This window comes from Azospirillum brasilense (assembly GCF_003349955.1).
GTDB lineage: Bacteria > Pseudomonadota > Alphaproteobacteria > Azospirillales > Azospirillaceae > Azospirillum > Azospirillum brasilense_B.
This window is the reverse complement of record NZ_QLKQ01000015.1, coordinates 15195-32036: the sequence shown is the minus strand read 5'-3', so window position 1 is coordinate 32036 and position 16842 is coordinate 15195. Positions and strand designations below refer to the sequence as shown.

The window sequence follows — 16842 nt, the reverse complement described above, 5'->3', positions numbered from 1 at the left end:
AAACAATAAAGCCCCGGAGGAGCCGCCCCGCGCGATTCATCCGGAACAACGAAGAATTCGGGGAAACGCTGCGGATGAGGTGTGGAGATGGTGGCCGGTGCAGGTGAGCGGGCGAAACGCTCGACCTTTCAAGTCGTTGTGGTGGACTGCCTGATCGCGGGCGTCGTGGTGGCCGCCTTGGCGGTGTTCGGTGGCATGACCGCCATGGAGGCGACGCGCATCGCCGACGGCAACGCCGAGCTGGCCCAGCGGGTGGCCGAAAACCAGAGGATCGCGCTGGAGGCCGAACGGCTCGCCAAGCTGGGCGAGGCGGTGATCGTCAGCGGCGACGCGGCGACGCGGGCCGAGGCGCTGTCCGGCCTGGACGCCCACGCCGCGCGGATGTCCGCCAACGCCGCGCCGGACATCGCGCAGACCGTCGCCAAGGCGGTCGCGGCGAGCCGGGAGGCCGCGGCCATCGGCGCCAAGGTCGAGGCGCTGGACAAGAAATTCGGCTTCAACATCAGCCGCGCGGAAAGCCTGTCGGGCGACATCGCCCGCGGCCTGTCCGCGGCGATGCGCGCGACGACGCAACCGGCGGACGAGCAGGCGCTCGCCACGCTCTTCTCGACGGTCCGTGACGCCAAGTTCCTGCTGACCCGCCTGCCGTCCCAGCTCTACCCGCCGGCGGTCGGCAACGACCTGCGCCAGTTCCGCGAGCATATGGCCAAGGCCATGGAGCTGCGCCGGCACCTGCCGGACGCCGACGAGTTCGAGAGCGTCGCCGACGACATCGCGTCCTTCGCGGCTCTGGACGAGGCCTTCGCGCAGCGCACCGAAACGCTGCGCCTGACCACCGAGGCCCACGCCCACAACCAGGAGGTCCGGACGCTGGTCGACGGGCTGGTGCAGGGGATGAACGCCGCTTCCGACGCGGTGACCGCGCGCAGCCAGGAGGGGGCGGCGGCGCTGACCACCGTGCTCGACCGGCTGACGCTGATCGCGCTGGGGGCCTTCGTGCTGATCGGGCTGATCGGCGGCCTGAACATGCTGCTGGGCTACCGCTTCATCATGCAGCCGGTGCGCGACGCCAGCCGGGCGCTCCAGGCGCTGACCCACGGCGAGAGCGCGGTGCCTCTGCGCCCCTCGCCGCTGCGCGAGATCGCCGACATCCACGGCGCGGTCGAGGCCTTCCGCGAGGCTCTGGACGCCCGCCAGCGGGCGGAGAAGACCCGGCGCGACCAGGAACGGCGCGCCGAGGAGGAGCGCCGCGCCCTGATGACGACACTGGCCGACGGGCTGGAACGCACCGTGCAGGCGGTGGCCGGCTCGCTGTCCGTGGCGGCGGCGGAGGTCACCGGCTCCGCCCGCGCCGTGGCCGGCATGGCGTCGGACACCGCCCAGCGCACCCGCGCCGCGGCGGACGCCGCCGGCACGGCGACCAGCAACGTCGGCGCCGTGGCCTCGGCCAGCGAGCAGCTGTCCGCCTCCATCGACGGGATCGGACAGCAGATCGCCCAGTCGCGCAGCGTGGCGGAGGACGCCGTCGCCGAATCCCGGCGCGCCGATGGCCTGACCAAGGGCCTGTCGGACTCCGCCCAGAAGATCGGCGAGGTGGTCGCCATCATCACCGCCATCGCCCAGCAGACCAACCTGCTGGCGCTCAACGCCAGCATCGAGGCGGCGCGGGCCGGCGACGCCGGCAAGGGCTTCGCCGTCGTCGCCACGGAGGTGAAGGCGTTGGCCTCCCAGACCGCCTCCTCGACGGAGGAGATCGCCACGCTGGTCCACGGCATCCAGCAATCGACCATGGGGGTGGTGGACGCCATCGCCCGCATCGGCTCCACCATCGGCGTGATCGGCGAGAGCGTGTCCGGCATCGCCGCGGCGGTCGAGCAGCAGCGCCAGGCCACCTCGGAGATCACCCACAACGTGCGCATCGTGGAGTGCATGAACACCGACGTGTCGTCCAACATCGGCGACGTCAGCCGGGTGGCGGTGGACACCGGGCGCTCCGCCGACGCCATGATGGGGGCGGCCGACCGCCTGTCGGAGCTGGCCGGCACGCTGAACGGCGCGGTCGACGATTTCCTGCGGCAGGTGCGGGCGTAACCGCCGGTTCGCTGTTTTGTCCCATTCCCTGTTTTGTCCATGTGCGCGGGGCGGGCGGCGTGCTAACAGGCGGAACGAGACCACGCCTGCCCCTCCGGACCCATGGAACTCCCCCCTTCGCTCCGCCACGCGGTGGACCGCGCGCTCGACGGCATCGCCCTGTCCGACCTGAAGCGCGCGGCCGACCGCCTTTCCCAACGCTACCGGGCGGAGGTGCGGGACGGGCGTTTCCACCTGTCGGACGATCTGGCGGCGCGGGCCTATCTCGCCACCCGCCTGCCGGCCACCTTCGCCGCCGTCCGCTCCAGCATGGAAGCTGTGGCCGAGGCGCTTCCCGACTTCGCGCCGGTCACCGCCCTGGACGTCGGGGCCGGGCCGGGAACCGCGCTGTGGGCGGCGTCCGACTGCTGGGCCAGCCTGGACGACGCCCTGCTGATCGAAGGCAGCCCGGCCATCCGCGCGGTCGGCGAGACTCTGTCGCAAGCGGCGGCGCCCGCGCGGATCGCATGGCGGGCCGGCGACGCCACGGGTGACCTGCCCAATCTGGAACCGCGCGATCTGGTGACCCTGGCCTATGTGCTGGACGAATTGGCGGAGCCGGCGCGCGACCGGCTGGTGGACCGGCTGTGGTCGCTCACCGCCGGGACGCTGCTGATCGTCGAGCCCGGCACGCCCGCCGGCTGGGCGCGGATCGTCCGGGCGCGGGAGCGGCTGGTCGCCGCCGACGCCCATCTGCTGGCGCCCTGCGTGCACAGCGCCGCCTGCCCGCTGGCCGCCCCGGACTGGTGCCATTTCTCCCGCCGGGTCGCCCGGTCCCGCCTGCACCGCATGGCCAAGGGGGCGGAGGTGCCGTGGGAGGACGAGAAGTTCGTCTACATCGCCGCGTCCCGCCAGCCCGGCGCCCGCCCCGAGGCCCGCATCATCGCGCCGCCCTGGAGCGCCGGGAACGGGCGCATCGGCTTCAAGCTGTGCGGCCGGGACGGTGTGCAAACCGAACGGATTCTCGGAAAGCGCGACGGCGCCGCCTTCAAGGCCGCGCGCCGGCTGGACTGGGGCGACGGGCTGTCCACGCCGGACCAGCCGGAGTCCTAGGCCCTACGCCGCGCGCCGCCGCCGGCCCTCGCTGGCGCGGGACCGGCGCTCGCGCTCCAGCCGGCCGCGCAGGAAAGCCAGGACGGCGGCCTCCTCGGCCTCCAACTCGGGCAACTCCTCGCGCAGTTCGGTCTCCACCTCGCGGGTCAGGGAGTCCAGCAGGTTGCCCTCCAGATAGGCGTCCAGAATCTCGGGATGGACGTAGCTCTTGCGGCAGACGCTGGCGGTGTTGCCGAGGCGGGCGGCCACCTGCTCGATGGCGTGGGTGACGTTGCGCTTGGCTTTGGCGGCGCTGTCGAAACTCTCGAATTCCCGCAGCGCCATGGCGGCCAGGACGGTGCCGGCCCAAGTGCGGAAATCCTTGGCGGTGAAGTCCTGGCCGGTGGCGGCGCGCAGATACTCGTTCACGTCGCCGGAACTGACCGCGTGGCGCTGCCCGTCGCGGTCCATGTACTGGAACAGCTCGTCCCCCGGCACATCGCGGCAGGCGCGAACGACGCGGGCGAGGCGGCGGTCCCTCAGCGCGACGTTCCATTCCTTCCCGGACTTGCCCTTGAAAGTGAAGCGGATTTCCGCCCCCTCGATGTCGGCGTGGTCGTCGCGCAGGGTGGTCAGGCCGTAGCTGCTGTTCTCGCGCGCGTAGCTTTCGTTGCCGACGCGGATCAGCGTGGTCTCCAGCAGCCGGACCACGGCGGCCAGAACCTTCTCGCGCGGCAGGCCGCGGCGGGCGAGGTCACCGTCCACCTGACGGCGGATGGCGGGCAGGGCGCGGCAGAAGTCGAGCATGCGCCCGAATTTCGTGCCCTCGCGCATCTCGGTCCAGCGCGGATGGTAGCGGTACTGCTTGCGCCCGCGCGTGTCGCGGCCCGTGGCCTGGAGGTGGCCGTCCGGGTCCGGGCAGATCCAGACGCCGCGGTAGGCTGGGGGGATCGCCAGCTTGCGGATGCGGTCCAGCGTGTCCTCCTCGGTCACCCGCGTGCCGTCGGGCCAGCGGTAGGAGAAGCCCTTGCCGGCGCGGCGTCGCCGGATGCCCGGCTCGTCGTCGCAGACATAGCTCAGCCCGGCGCAGGCCGCGGCCTCTTCCGCGTCGGTGCGGGGATCGGTGACCATCACTCCGTCCATGCTGGAATCCCCATCGGTTGCCAGCCCATCGGCTGCCAGCGGGAAACATCGGCGCCGCGTTTTGGTTGCATGGTTGCGGCGGGCGCGCCGTTCGGCGACCATGGCCCCGGCCAAGAGGCCCGCCGGCACCGAAGGGAAGAGGACGATGGAAGAGACCAAGCTGACCGCCGCCCTGCCGAACCTGGACATCCAGATCCTGCACCGGGACGACCCGGAGCGCGGGGCCGAGACGATCGCCATCCAGATCACCGCCACGCCGTCCTTCGACGCGCTGCGCGGGATGATGGGGCCGGCGCTGCTGGGCTCGGCCAACCCGCTGCTCAACCCGGCCCTCGCCAACGCCAACCCGATGCTGGCCCTGTGGACGGCGCCGATGCGGCTGTGGAGCGACGCCGTGCGGCAGGCCTGGGCGCCCTGGCTGCGCCTGACGCCATCGCCGGACGCTCGGAAGCCGTGACCAAAACCGGCTCGGTAACCGATCGTTAGGGCTATGGGTGGACCCTTTCCACGAGTCTCTTGTGGAGGGTCCTTATGTCCCAGGCGTCTTCGTGGCTGCGCGGTGCCGCGCTGTACCAGATCTATCCCCTCAGCTTCCTCGACCGGAACGGCGACGGCTGGGGCGATCTGGACGGCGTGTTGGACGGCCTCGGCCATGTGGCGTCGCTCGGCGTGCAGGGCGTGTGGATCAGCCCCTTCTATCCGTCGCCGCAGAAGGACTTCGGCTACGACATCACCGACCATCGGGCGGTCGATCCGCGCATGGGCCGGCTTGAGACGGTGGACCGCATCATCGAGGCGGCGCACGGCCACGGACTGAAGGTGATCCTGGATCTGGTCTGCGGCCACACCTCGGACGCGCACCCGTGGTTCAGCGACAGCCGCCGGTCGCGCGGCGGCGCGTTCGCGGACTGGTACGTCTGGGCCGACCCGCGCCCCGACGGCACGCCGCCCAACAACTGGCTGTCGGTGTTCGGCGGCCCTGCCTGGACCTGGGAGCCGCGGCGGCGCCAGTACTACCTGCATCATTTCCTGTCCAGCCAGCCCGCCCTGAACCTGCACGACGAGGCGGTGCTCCAGGCGCTCGGCGACACCGCGGCCTTCTGGCTGGAACGCGGGGTGGACGGCTTCCGCATCGACGCGGTGGATTTCTTCGCCCACGACCCGCAGCTCCGCTCCAACCCCGCAGCGGCCTGGAGCGGGGCGGAACCGCCGGCCAAGCTGTTCGCCCTGCAACAGCATCTCTACGACATGATGCACCCGGCCATTCACACCGTGCTGGCCCGGCTGCGCGCCGTGGTCGACCGCTATCCCGACCGGGTGCTGCTGGGCGAGCTGTCGAGCCAGCCGGGCGCGGCGCGGCGCATCGCCGCCTATTGCGGGCCGCAGGGGCTGCACGCCGCCTACACCCTGTCGCTGGCCAAACAGCCCTTCACCGCGCAGAACTTCGCCGGGGCGCTGACCGGCACGCCGCAGCCGGAGGCGATCTGCTGGAGCTTCTCCAACCACGACGTCGAGCGCGCCGCCAGCCGCTGGCTGCCCCCCGGCGCCGATCCGGAGCGCTTCAACGCCCTGCTGGCCACCCTGTTCGCCACGCTGCCCGGCACCGTCTGCCTCTACCAGGGCGAGGAGCTGGCGCTGCCCAACGCGGTGCTGGCGCCGGAGGATCTGCGCGACCCCTTCGGCATCGCTTATTGGCCCGACTTCCAGGGGCGCGACGGCAGCCGCACGCCGATGCCCTGGCGGTCCGGCGCCGCCAACGCCGGTTTCTCCAGCGCGGTCGAAACTTGGCTTCCGGTGGCGGACTCCCACCATGCCCTGGCGGTGGACGCTCAGGAGCGGCGCACCGGAAGCCCGCTCGACGTCTGGCGGGACGCCCTGCGCCTGCGCCGCCGTCATCCGGCGCTGACCCAGGGCGGCGTGGCGGCGGTGGAGGAGGCCGGCAATGTCCTGGCCTTCGAGCGCGCGGCGGAGGGCGAGGAGCTGCTGGCCGTCTTCAACCTGTCCGACCAGCCGGCGGAATACGCGCTGAAGCGCAAGCCGGCGATGGCGGCGCTCGACCTGCCGCGCCCGCCGGGCGCGCCGGTTCCCGAGATCACGGCGGACGGGCGGACGCTGGTCCTGCCACCGCTTTCCGCCTTCCTGGGTCGGCGCGGCTGAGCAGCGCGCGTAATCCGTGGGACCGGGGGTAGACCTGTCATGCGCTTTTGTGCGATGAATCGGAACGAAAACGCTGCTTTGTTACAGTTGTGAAAATTCCCTCGCAACAAGCGGTCCGACGGGCTGCTTGAAACGAAAAGGGAAGGCGGAGTCCACGGGAGAAGAATCGTGAAAAGACGTGCGTTTCTGAAGTCGGCGGGTGCGGGCGCCGCGGCCGCGGGTGCGGGGCTGGCGGTGGCCGGCGTGGCCGCGCCGGCCATTGCGCAGTCGCAGCCGGAAATCCAGTGGCGCCTGGCGTCGAGCTTCCCGAAGAGCACCGACATCCTGTTCGGCGCGTCGGAACTGATCGCCCGCCGCGTTGCCGAGAGCACGGACGGCAAGTTCCAGATCCGCGCCTTCCCGGGTGGTGAGCTGGTGCCCGGCCTCCAGGTGCTCGACGCCGTGCAGAACGGTTCGGTCCAGTGCGGCCACACCTGCGGCTATTATTATGTCGGCAAGGACCCGACCTTCGCCTTCGACACGGCCATTCCGTTCGGCCCGAACGCGCGCCAGACCACCGCCTGGTTCCAGGCCGGCGGCCTTGAGCTGATGCGCGCCTTCATGAAGAACCACAACGTCATCCAATTCCCGGCGGGCAACACCGGCGCCCAGATGGGCGGCTGGTACCGCAAGGAAATCAAGACCGCCGCGGACTTCCAGGGCCTGAAGATCCGCATCGCCGGCATCACCGGCCAGATCATGTCGAAGATGGGCGCCACCCCGACCCAGATCGCCGGCGCGGACGTCTATCCGGCGCTTGAGAAGGGCACCATCGACGCGACCGAGTTCGTCGGCCCCTACGACGACGAGCGTCTGGGCTTCCATCAGGTCGCCAAGTACTACTACTACCCGGGCTGGTGGGAAGGCGGGCCGAACGTCTCGCTCTACGTCAACCTGCAGGAGTGGGAGAAGCTTCCCAAGTCCTACCAGTCGATCCTGACGGCCGCCTGCGCCGAGGCGAACACCTACATGATCGCCCGTTACGATTCGGAGAACGCCAAGGCTCTGAAGCGTCTGGTCGCCAAGGGCACCCTCCTGCGCGCCTACCCGCGCGACCTGATGGAGCAGGCGCACAAGATCGCCTTCGAGTATTACGACGAGCTGGCGAAGACCAACCCGAACTTCAAGACCATCTACGAGAGCTGGAAACCGTTCCTCGACGAGACCCAGCTCTGGTTCCGCGTCGCCGAGCTGCCGTACGACAGCTTCCTCGCGTCCGCCGGCACCAAGAAGTAAGAGTGTTCGCTTAAAGAAGGGCCCCCATCCGCATCGCACGGGTGGGGGCCTTTTCTTTGGGGATCAGCCGACGTCCTGCTGCGGCATCAGCGCCATCTGGCGCTTGGCGCCGGGCTGGTCCAGCATGCGGGCGTGCCACGCCTGGACGTTGGGGTAGGTGGCGATGTCGATGCTCGACTCCTCCACGAGGTCGATCCACGGGAAGGCGAAGATGTCGGCGATGGTCACCCGCTCGCCCTCGATGAAGGTCCGCCCCGCCAGATGACGGTCGAACTGGGCGAGCCCGCCGGCGGCCGCGGCGTCGATCCAGGGCAGGGCGTTGGCGTCGCCGTGGAACTTGCGCACCGCGCGGGCGCGCTGGACCGGCAGCAGCACGTCGGCCAGCCATGACAGCCATTCCGCCAGCCGGATCCGCTCCGCCTCGTCCCGCCCGCCGAACTTGCCGGTCTTTTCCGCCAGATAGGTCAGGATGACGCCCGATTCGGAAATGCTGAGGTCGCCGTGGACCAGGGTCGGCACCCGGCCGAAGCGGTTGATGGCGAGATAGTCCGCGGACTTCTGCTGGCCGCCGCGCAGGTCGACATGGCGGTAGGCGTAGGGCACGCCGGCCATCGACAGGAACAGGACGACGCGGGTGGCGGGCTGCGAGTTGAGATTTCCGTAGACGGTGAATTCGGCGGACACGGTCGAAGAACCCTCCATGCTGATCGCGCTTGGCCGCGCGGATTGCCGAAAACCATGACGGCAAGCCCGCCGGGACACCAGAGCAAATCGCGGGGCGCCATGTCGCGGGGCGGGGAAGGGGGTTTCGCACCGCCTCAACCCTCCCACATGTTATCAGAGCGGAACCGGGGCCGAGCGCCCTGGAGCGAACGATGGGAGGATGGGGCATGCGCCGTATGGCCGCTGGACTGTTGATCGGGCTGATCGCCGCCGCCGTGGCCGGACCGGCGGGCGCGCAGACACAGCAGGGCATGGCACAGCAGGGCATGGCGCGGCACGGCATGGCGCTGTACGGCGAGCCGAAATACGGGCCGGACTTCCGGCATTTCGATTACGTCAACCCGGACGCCCCGAAGGGCGGCAAGGTGACCCTTCAGGCCATCGGCTCCTTCGACACGCTGAATCCCTTCACGCTGCGCGGTGTGCCGGCGGCGGGGGCGGCGCTGATCTACGACACGCTGATGACCGGATCGGCGGACGAGCCCTTCACCGAATACGGCCTGCTCGCCGAAAGCGTGGAGATGCCGGAGGACCGCTCCTCCATCACCTTCAACCTGCGCTCCGGCGCGCGGTGGCACGACGGGAAGCCGGTCACCGCGGATGACGTGGTGTTTTCCTTCACCATCCTGACGGAGAGCCATCCCTTCTACCGCAGCTACTACGGCGCCGTGGACAAGGTCGAGGCGGAGGGGGAGCGCCGCGTCCGCTTCACCTTCAAGCCGGGCGACAACCGCGAGCTTCCGATGATCGTCGGGCAGCTGCCGGTGTTGCCGAAGCATTACTGGGAGGGCAAGGAGTTCCAGGCGACCACGCTGGAGCCGCCGCTGGGCAGCGGTCCCTACCGCATCGCGTCCTTCGATCCGGGCCGCGGCATCACCTATGAGCGGGTCGCCGACTATTGGGGCCGGGACCTGCCGGTGAATGTCGGGCGGAACAATTTCGGCAGCATGGCCTACGAGTATTACCGGGACGCCAGCGTCGCCCTGCAGGCCTTCCGCGGCGGGCTCTACGACTTCCGCCAGGAGAACGTCGCCAAGACCTGGGCCACTGGCTACGACTTCGACGCGGTGCGCAACGGCAAGGTGGTGAAGGAGGAGATCGCCAACGAGGTGCCGGCGGGCATGCAGGGCTTCGTCTTCAACACGCGCCGCCCGGTCTTCGCGAATCCGAAGGTGCGCCAGGCCATCGCCTACGCCTTCGACTTCGAATGGACGAACCAGACCCTGTTCTACGGCGCCTACAAGCGGACGGAGAGCTATTTCGAGAACTCGCCGCTCCAGTCCAGCGGGCTGCCGCAGGGCCGCGAACTGGCCATCCTGGAGCCGCTGCGCGGGAAAATCCCCGCCGAGGTCTTCGAAAAGACCTATCATCCGCCCAGCACGGAGGGCCAGAACGGGCTGCGCCGCAACCTCCTGGAGGCCAAGCGGCTGCTCGACGAGGCGGGGACCGACGTGCGCAACGGGGTGCGGGTCGACGTCGCGACCGGCAAGCCGCTGGACTTCGAAATCCTGCTCGACAGCCCAACCTTCGAGCGGGTGACTCTGCCCTTCATCGAGAATCTGAAGCGCCTGGGCATCCGCGCCGGCATCCGCACGGTGGACACCACCCAGTACGAGAACCGCACGCGCGACTTCGATTTCGACATGGTGGTCCATATCTGGCCGCAGTCCCTGTCGCCGGGGAACGAGCAGACCGGCTATTGGGGATCGGCCTTCGCCGACCGTCCGGGAAGCCAGAACATGGCCGGGGTGCGCAGCGAGGCGGTCGATCATCTGATCGGTGGGATCGTCCGCGCCAACAGCCAGGAGGATCTGAAGGCCGCGGTGTCGGCGCTCGACCGGGTGCTGCTGTGGAACCATTACGTGGTGCCGCACTGGTACTCGGGCGTCTACCGCGTGGCCTATTGGAGCCGCTTGAAGCGCCCCGACACCGTGCCGCCCTATTCGCTCTCCTTCGACGCCTGGTGGCTGTCGGACGCCTCGTCCGCCGGCCCTGGCAAGACGCCGTAACGGGTGGGGCGGACGCTATGGAGTCCCATTCGTTGGCCGGAACGCGGACCATCCTCGTCGTCGATGACAACGCACTGATGCGCAAGCTGCTGGTCCGCTGCCTGGAGGAAGGCGGCCACGGCGTCGCCGAGACGGACGACCCGCGCGGCGTCCTGGAGCTGATGCGCGCTCTGAAGCCCGATCTGGTGATCATGGACGTGGTGATGCCGGGCCTGTCCGGTGTCGATCTGGTTCGGATGATCCGCGCCGACCGGGCGTTGGCGCGCACGCTGGTCGTCGCGGTCACCAACCTGTCCACGCCCACGGACATGCTGCGTTTTTCCGACGCCGGATTCGACGGCCATGTGCCCAAGCCGATCCAGCCACGGGATTTCCTCGCGACGATCACCCGCTATCTGAACGGCAAGGGAGAACGGATATGAATTCTCTTTTGAAACAGTGTTTTATCGGGTCCTCATAAGATAGTTGTTTAATGATGCATGTTGGAAATTTCTGATAAACAGAGTTAAGAATGCGATATAAGATCTTTTGAAATAAGAGATTTTATCGGTTATCGCTGGCGATTGGCCGGCGATCGGTCCCCGCCGGCGGCAAAGCCGTGCTATAAGTCCCGCCGTTCCTGGCCATTTTCGATCGCTCGTCTCATGAGGATCATCGTCGCCATTGCGCTTCTGCTCGGGCTGCAGGCTGTGTCCGCGGCGGCGGACCCGATGCGGGTCGAGCGGACCGATCCCGGTCATCTGCGTGCCTTGAGCCGTTCATTCCTTCCCCAGGAGGTCATTCCGCCCCGCATGCGTTACGTGCGCAGCCAGGCGGTCTACAATCTGCCGAAGGGGCTGGACGGTCTGACCCGTTACGACGCCGCCCTGTCGCGCCTGTGCCAGCGCGGTGCCTTCGGGCAGGAAACGGACGGCTTCTATTGGGCGCGGACGCCGGACAAGCGTTATGGCGTGGCCTTCTCCGGCGGGGCGAACCTGGCGGACCCGCAGAACAAGCGGAAGACCGGTCAGGTGTATTTCTTCGACGGCCAGGACAGCCGGTGCGCCGTTTATGTCGGCGAGCAGGCGAAGCTGATGCCGCATTACGTCGGCCCCTGAAAAGACCCCGCCGGGCGATCCTCGCCGGGCGGGGCGGCTGGGGCGATCACTTCGCCATGAACGTCGACAGGGTGTCCCCGGCCTTGGCGATGTTGGCGATGCCGTCGAGATGGCCGAGGCTGGTGGTGATCGCGTCGGTGTATGTGACCGCGACGCCCTGCTTCTCCAGCCGCTCCTTCAGCGGGTGCATGGCGCGCTCCGGTGGGAAGACGAGGTCGTCGGCGGAAGGGATCAGCAGGACCGGCGCCTTGATCTTCGCCAGCCCCTCGTCCAGCGATCCGCCGCCGCCCACCAGGAAGGTCTGGTTGGCCTTCACCAGATACAGGAAGTGGTTGGCGTCGCTGACCGCGGCGCGGGCCGCCGCCGCTTTGTCCAGCCACGCTTCGATGGCGTACTGATTGTTCATGCTGGCCGCTGGGTCCTTGCCTTCCTCCGCCCAGCCGCGGCCGAAGGTGGCGTCGGCCCATTTCCAGTGCCGGGCGTGCAGCGTCACCAGCTTCAGCGCCTCGGTCAGACCGGCCTTCGGCTCCGCCTTGCCGTAGTAATCGCCGCCCTGCCAGTTCGGATCGACCCGGATGGGGGCAGCCCACAGGTTCAGCCAGCCGATGAGGAAGGGGTCGGCCTCGGCCCCGCCGATCACCGCGACCACGCGCTTGACCATCTCCGGATGGGAGGCCCCCCATTCCAGCGCTTGGAGCGACCCCATGGAGCCGCCCATCACCGCATGCAGAGACTTTACATTAAGGCTATCCAGCAATGCCTTCTGAACATTTACAAAATCGCGGATGGTGACGACCGGAAAGCTCATGCCGTAGGGTTTGCCGGTGTCCGGATTGACGCTGGCCGGACCAGTGGTGACGACGGTCGGGTCCTTCGGCGACAGGTTCACCAGCGTGTCGGAACTGACGATGAAGAACTTGTCGGTGTCCAGCGGCTTGCCCGGTCCGATGATGGAGTCCCAATAGCCGGCGGCCGGGTCCTCCATCTTGTACTTGCCGGCGGCGTGGCTGTTGCCGCTGAAGAAATGGGTGATCAGGATGACGTTGTCCTTGGCGTCGTTCAGCTTGCCATAGCTCTCCCAGCCGATCCGGACGTTCTTGATCGTGCCGCCGCCCACCGTTGTGTAGGACGGCATCTCGAACACCTTCTTCTCCACGAGGCCCTCGAAGGCCAGGGCCGGCGCCGTGCAGAAGCAGAAGAGGCCGGCGGCCAGGGCCAGGCCGCCGAGCCGTTTCGCCAGAGAACGCATGTCGTCCCTCCCGTTTCTCAGGTCCCAATCGATGCGGGGAGGGAGTGTAAGGAGGCGCGACCGCCCGTCCAGACGGGCAATCGGCCTAAACGATTGGGGGAACTCGGCCCCGGACTTTTTCCCCGGAATGTAAGGACACCGGGTTGCACGGCCGGTTCCATCGCGGGTTGTTCCATCGGCGCGGCCCGCACTTGAACTCGCCTGTGGAAAGCCGCGGTTTCGTCGTCGTATCCGTCTCACCGTCCCCGCAGGGAGCTTAACGACGGTGTTCGCCGAGCCGCAGGCGGCCCTTGAATCGACTGGCCTTGCCCTGTGAGCCTTTACGAAAAAAGAGCTATACAAGCCCTGTCCGCTTTGCTAAAAGGTCGCCCCACGACGGAACGCGGCCTTGAGCCGATCCGGCGACGGTTTGGGGGATCGTCTAGCGGTAGGACAGCGGACTCTGACTCCGCCAGCCTAGGTTCGAATCCTAGTCCCCCAACCAATTCCCAAGCTTTTGAAAGCGATCGCACAGGCCCGCCGTTCCGGTGGGTTTTTTTGTTTCTGCGTCTGGCAGAATGATCCAAAAAACAAGAAGAATCAATGCTTTGCGGGCGCTTTTGAAGTTTACGTACGACGCTCACGCAACAGAGTGCCGGACTGTATCGTTTCCTTTTTTGATCCCATGCCGATCCAACTTGGCATGAGGGCGACTCGGTCTCCGTGTGAGCGGCTTCCAAGCCAGAGCTTGATGCCAAGCGCATGACGGCTTCGCAGGCGATCCGGAGCGGAGTCCGCCCCGATGCTGCGAATTCGCAGGGCATCCTTGGCGAAATTGCGACATAAGCGAAGAAACCTTGCGCGTTCCTTCAACGTTCTCTCTTATAAGGCGCTTATTCGGCGGGGAGGGCGGCGGTATGGACGACACACGGCGGGCGATCCTGCGCTGGATGACCGGCGTGATGGAGGCCCAGGGCTGGAGCGCCGGAGCCTGGGCGCGGCTGGCCGAGGTCACGCCGACCAACATCACCCGTTTCCTGCGCGACCCGGCGCGCGGCAGCGTTCCCAGCGCGGAGACGCTGGGCCGGCTGGCCCGTGTCGCCGGGGCGGAGCCGCGCTTCCTCGACGAGACCGCTTATCCGCCGGTCGCCCGTGTGCCGTTGCTGTCGGTCGAGCAGGTGCGGGCCTTCCTGGAACTGGGACGGCGGGCTGGCGAATCCTTCATCGCCGCGGCGCTCAGCGGCGGCGCGCGGGGCATCGCCGTGGACCGCCCGGCCTCGCGCCGCGCCTTCGCGCTGACCATCGCCTCCTCCAGCCTGAACGCCGCCGGCGTCCTGCCGGACGACTGCGTGGTGCTGGAACCGTTGGACGTGCTGGCTCCGCAGGCCGGTGACGTGGTGGTCACGGTGGGCGACGGAACGGTGTGCGGCTACCGCTTCTTCCCGCCGCATCTTCTTCCCGTGAGCACCGATCCCGGTTGCCGCCCGACGCCGATCGAGCGCGCCGACGTCGCCGGTGTCGCGGTGCACATCATGCGCTGCCTGCGCGCCTGACCGCGCGTATTTGGCGGGAATCTGGAAGAAAAAACCGCTAATTTTCGCGGTCAAATTCTTTTCCGCCGACCCCTTTGACACCACGAATCCATACCCATCTGTGCCGAGTCGCCCGACTCGGACACAGCGGGACCGCGGCTGCGCTGCATTCTACTTAGTTTTTTGAAAAGGTTCGAAGATTCGATCCTACGGCCAAGTCGCAGGTTCTCTTTTTGTTCTTGAACCCTGCGCGTTCGCAGCCCATATTCACGATACGCTTTATGGTTAACGGCGATGACGCTGCGAAGACGCATCGACGAGATGCCAGAGACGCACCGAAACGGCTGGGGGCCGGCAGGGGAATGGCGATTACGGACGCGCAGCGCGCCGCGCGGGCAGGGCGGATCGGGTCTTCCGACGCCACCCGCGTCATGGCGGGCGATTGGCTGAACCTGTGGCGCGAGAAGACGGGGCGGTCGGCCCCGGCCGACCTGGACCTCGTCGCCGCGGTGCAGATCGGCATCGCGACCGAGCATCTGCACCCCCGCTTCGTGGAGAAGGCCACCGGCCTTCCCTGCGTGCCGGCGGAACGGACCTGGGTTCATCCGGAGCATGACTGGATGGTCGCCCACCCGGATTTTCTGACCTGGGAGGGTGACACGGACACCGGCGAGCCGGACACGCTGGTGGAAGCGAAATTCACCGGTGGCTTCCAGACGGACGCGGAGCTGGCCCAGCGCTACCACTGGCAGGTCCAGCACCAGCTGGTGGTCACCGGGCTGGACCGGGCGATGCTGTCGATCCTGCGCCCCACCGGCCACGCGCTTGTCCGGGTGCCGCGGCGGGAGGCCGACTGCGGGCGGCTGATGGCGACGTTGGACGCCTTCTGGTGGCACGTCGCCAACGACGTGGAGCCCGGCGATCCGCTGCCCGCGGAGGCTCCGGCCTACGAGACGCGCCGGGTGGTCGACATGGCCCGGCACAACCGCTTCGCCGCCCTGGCGGCGGAACTGGTCGACCGCCGCGCCGCCGCGCTCGCCGCCCGCGAGGCGGAGACCGCCCTGAAGGCGCTGATGCCCGCCGACGCGCGCATCGCCTTCGTGGCGGGGGATGAGCCGGGCCGCGGCCTGTACCTCGCCCGCGACCGCGAGGGACGCCTTTCGCTGCGCTACGGCGCGCCGCCCCGGCGGGCGCTCGACACCGCCGAACCTTGGACCGCCACGGCCGATCCGTCCCCTGACCCGAGCCTGGACGCTGTGCTCAGCGGCGGCTGGGGTGAGGGGAGAGACGAACGCTACTGACCAAAGGGGAACCCGACGACCATGGGACGCATGAGCAAGACCGACACCGTTGCCGAGACCGAGAAGACCGTCAGCACGGCCGCTCCGAAGATCGCGGGTTCCCAGACCGCCACCGCTGGGCCCGCCACTGTGGACCCTGCCGCCGCGGACCCCATGCATCTGTGGAACCGGCTGAAGCGGACCGACCCGAAGGCGACCAAGCCCTTCACCCGCTCCGGCGGTTTTCGCGGCACGCAGATCGACCCGACTTGGCGCCTGATGATGATGACCGAGGTGTTCGGCCCGGTCGGCAAGGGCTGGGGTTATGAGCAGATGGACTGGACCATCGCCGAACGCATGGTCTTCATCTGCGCCCGTGTCTGGTACCTCGACCCGGAAACGGGCGAGAAATGCTGGACCGGCCCGCAGTGGGGCGGCACCGAGATGGTCCGCCGCCGCAACGGCATCGAGGCGCCCGACGACGAGTGCTTCAAGATGTCGATGACCGACGCGGTGGGCAAATGCCTCGTCCAGCTCGGCCTCGCCGCCGACGTCCATATGGGCCAGTTCGACGACAGCAAGTACCGGGAGGAGGCCGAGGCCTTCTACGCCGCCAAGTCCAATCCGGACCTGCAGCCCGCCGCCATCGCCGCCTTCGAGGAGGAGATCCGCAAGAGGCTCGGCGCCTGTCTGGACCTGGACGACCTGGAGGAGCTGTGGCGCACCGGCGCCGGCACCCGCCTGCGCGAGATCGGCACGGTGGACCGCACGGCCCAGCACCGCATCACCAGCCTGTTCGCCCGGAAGAAGGCAGAGATTCTGAAGCAAGACGAAGAGGGCGGCGATCTGGAGGCCGCCTGAGCCACGCCATTCCTGCGGCGTGGAAGGGAGAAGCCCTGAATGACACCCGCAAGCAGCACCACCGAACGTTCTCCCAGCGGCCTGTTCCGCATGAGCGCCTGGGAGGGCGAGATGGAGCGCAGCCACCCCCAGCTTCCGCGCTGGTATTGGAACGAGGCGGAACGCCGCAAACAGTACGCCCGCTGGGTCGAGGCGGAAGCGGAATCGCTGGCCCTGCGGCTGGCCGGGCTGCTCCGCCCCGACACCCCGGCGGACTCCGCCGGCCCGGCCCGTCTGCTGGTCGAATCGCTGGCCCGCGACGCCGAATGGGCGCGCAGCCTCGAAGACCGGCTGCTCCGCAACGCCGCGTGATCGAAAGGCCGCCTGATGTTCAAG

The 16842-nt window shown here is 68.4% G+C and carries 15 protein-coding genes and 1 tRNA gene; 13 read left to right on the top strand and 3 right to left on the bottom strand.

The features are described 5' to 3' along the window. Positions 1-87: 87 nt before the first annotated feature. Positions 88-2091: a methyl-accepting chemotaxis protein gene (locus DXK32_RS09135; RefSeq protein ID WP_247877063.1), complete on the top strand. Its 2004-nt coding sequence runs from the start codon at positions 88-90 to the stop codon at positions 2089-2091. Between the two features lie 102 nt (positions 2092-2193). Next, positions 2194-3183, top strand: a complete 990-nt coding sequence (locus tag DXK32_RS09130; RefSeq protein ID WP_114858218.1) for a small ribosomal subunit Rsm22 family protein — start codon at positions 2194-2196, stop codon at positions 3181-3183. Between the two features lie 3 nt (positions 3184-3186). Here DXK32_RS09130 and DXK32_RS09125 read toward each other — a convergent pair whose 3' ends face one another. Continuing rightward, entirely contained in the window at positions 3187-4305 is a 1119-nt protein-coding gene (locus DXK32_RS09125) for a DNA topoisomerase IB (RefSeq protein ID WP_114858217.1), read from the bottom strand. A 145-nt stretch (positions 4306-4450) separates the two neighbouring features. On the opposite strand from DXK32_RS09125, the gene DXK32_RS09120 reads away from it, so the two are divergent. The 3 genes from DXK32_RS09120 to DXK32_RS09110 all read left to right on the top strand — a co-directional run bounded on the left by DXK32_RS09120 (position 4451) and on the right by DXK32_RS09110 (position 7737). Further along, positions 4451-4762: a hypothetical protein gene (locus DXK32_RS09120; RefSeq protein WP_114858216.1), complete on the top strand. Its 312-nt coding sequence runs from the start codon at positions 4451-4453 to the stop codon at positions 4760-4762. Between the two features lie 74 nt (positions 4763-4836). After that, on the top strand, positions 4837-6462 hold the full coding sequence (locus DXK32_RS09115) for an alpha-glucosidase family protein (protein WP_114858215.1): 1626 nt from the start codon (positions 4837-4839) through the stop codon (positions 6460-6462). Positions 6463-6630: 168 nt separating this feature from the next. Then, positions 6631-7737, top strand: coding sequence for a TRAP transporter substrate-binding protein (locus tag DXK32_RS09110; RefSeq protein WP_114858214.1), 1107 nt, complete (start codon positions 6631-6633; stop codon positions 7735-7737). A gap of 63 nt (positions 7738-7800) precedes the next feature. Here DXK32_RS09110 and DXK32_RS09105 read toward each other — a convergent pair whose 3' ends face one another. Then, on the bottom strand, positions 7801-8421 hold the full coding sequence (locus DXK32_RS09105; RefSeq protein ID WP_247877062.1) for a glutathione S-transferase family protein: 621 nt from the start codon (positions 8419-8421) through the stop codon (positions 7801-7803). A 206-nt stretch (positions 8422-8627) separates the two neighbouring features. On the opposite strand from DXK32_RS09105, the gene DXK32_RS09100 reads away from it, so the two are divergent. From DXK32_RS09100 to DXK32_RS09090, 3 genes are all read left to right on the top strand, one after another. Beyond that, positions 8628-10469, top strand: a complete 1842-nt coding sequence (locus tag DXK32_RS09100; protein ID WP_114858212.1) for an extracellular solute-binding protein — start codon at positions 8628-8630, stop codon at positions 10467-10469. Between the two features lie 32 nt (positions 10470-10501). Further along, positions 10502-10891, top strand: a complete 390-nt coding sequence (locus DXK32_RS09095; protein ID WP_247877061.1) for a response regulator — start codon at positions 10502-10504, stop codon at positions 10889-10891. Positions 10892-11113: 222 nt separating this feature from the next. Then, on the top strand, positions 11114-11566 hold the full coding sequence (locus DXK32_RS09090; protein WP_114858210.1) for a hypothetical protein: 453 nt from the start codon (positions 11114-11116) through the stop codon (positions 11564-11566). Between the two features lie 46 nt (positions 11567-11612). Here DXK32_RS09090 and DXK32_RS09085 read toward each other — a convergent pair whose 3' ends face one another. Further along, a complete protein-coding gene (locus DXK32_RS09085; RefSeq protein ID WP_114858209.1) occupies positions 11613-12815 on the bottom strand; it encodes an E22 family MetX-like putative esterase in 1203 nt (400 codons plus the stop codon). Between the two features lie 410 nt (positions 12816-13225). Between DXK32_RS09085 and DXK32_RS09080 the strand changes: the two genes are divergently transcribed. The 5 genes from DXK32_RS09080 (at position 13226) to DXK32_RS09060 (ending at position 16818) form a co-directional block, all read left to right on the top strand. After that, a tRNA-Gln gene (locus DXK32_RS09080) sits at positions 13226-13299 on the top strand. A gap of 412 nt (positions 13300-13711) precedes the next feature. Next, entirely contained in the window at positions 13712-14347 is a 636-nt protein-coding gene (locus DXK32_RS09075) for an XRE family transcriptional regulator (protein WP_114858208.1), read from the top strand. A 341-nt stretch (positions 14348-14688) separates the two neighbouring features. Beyond that, a complete protein-coding gene (locus DXK32_RS09070) occupies positions 14689-15627 on the top strand; it encodes a YqaJ viral recombinase family protein (protein ID WP_114858207.1) in 939 nt (312 codons plus the stop codon). A gap of 30 nt (positions 15628-15657) precedes the next feature. After that, the gene (locus DXK32_RS09065; RefSeq protein WP_247877060.1) at positions 15658-16467 is read left to right on the top strand and encodes a hypothetical protein; all 810 of its coding nucleotides are present in this window, start codon (positions 15658-15660) and stop codon (positions 16465-16467) included. Positions 16468-16506: 39 nt separating this feature from the next. After that, entirely contained in the window at positions 16507-16818 is a 312-nt protein-coding gene (locus DXK32_RS09060; RefSeq protein ID WP_247877059.1) for a hypothetical protein, read from the top strand. The last annotated feature ends 24 nt before the right edge of the window (positions 16819-16842 follow it).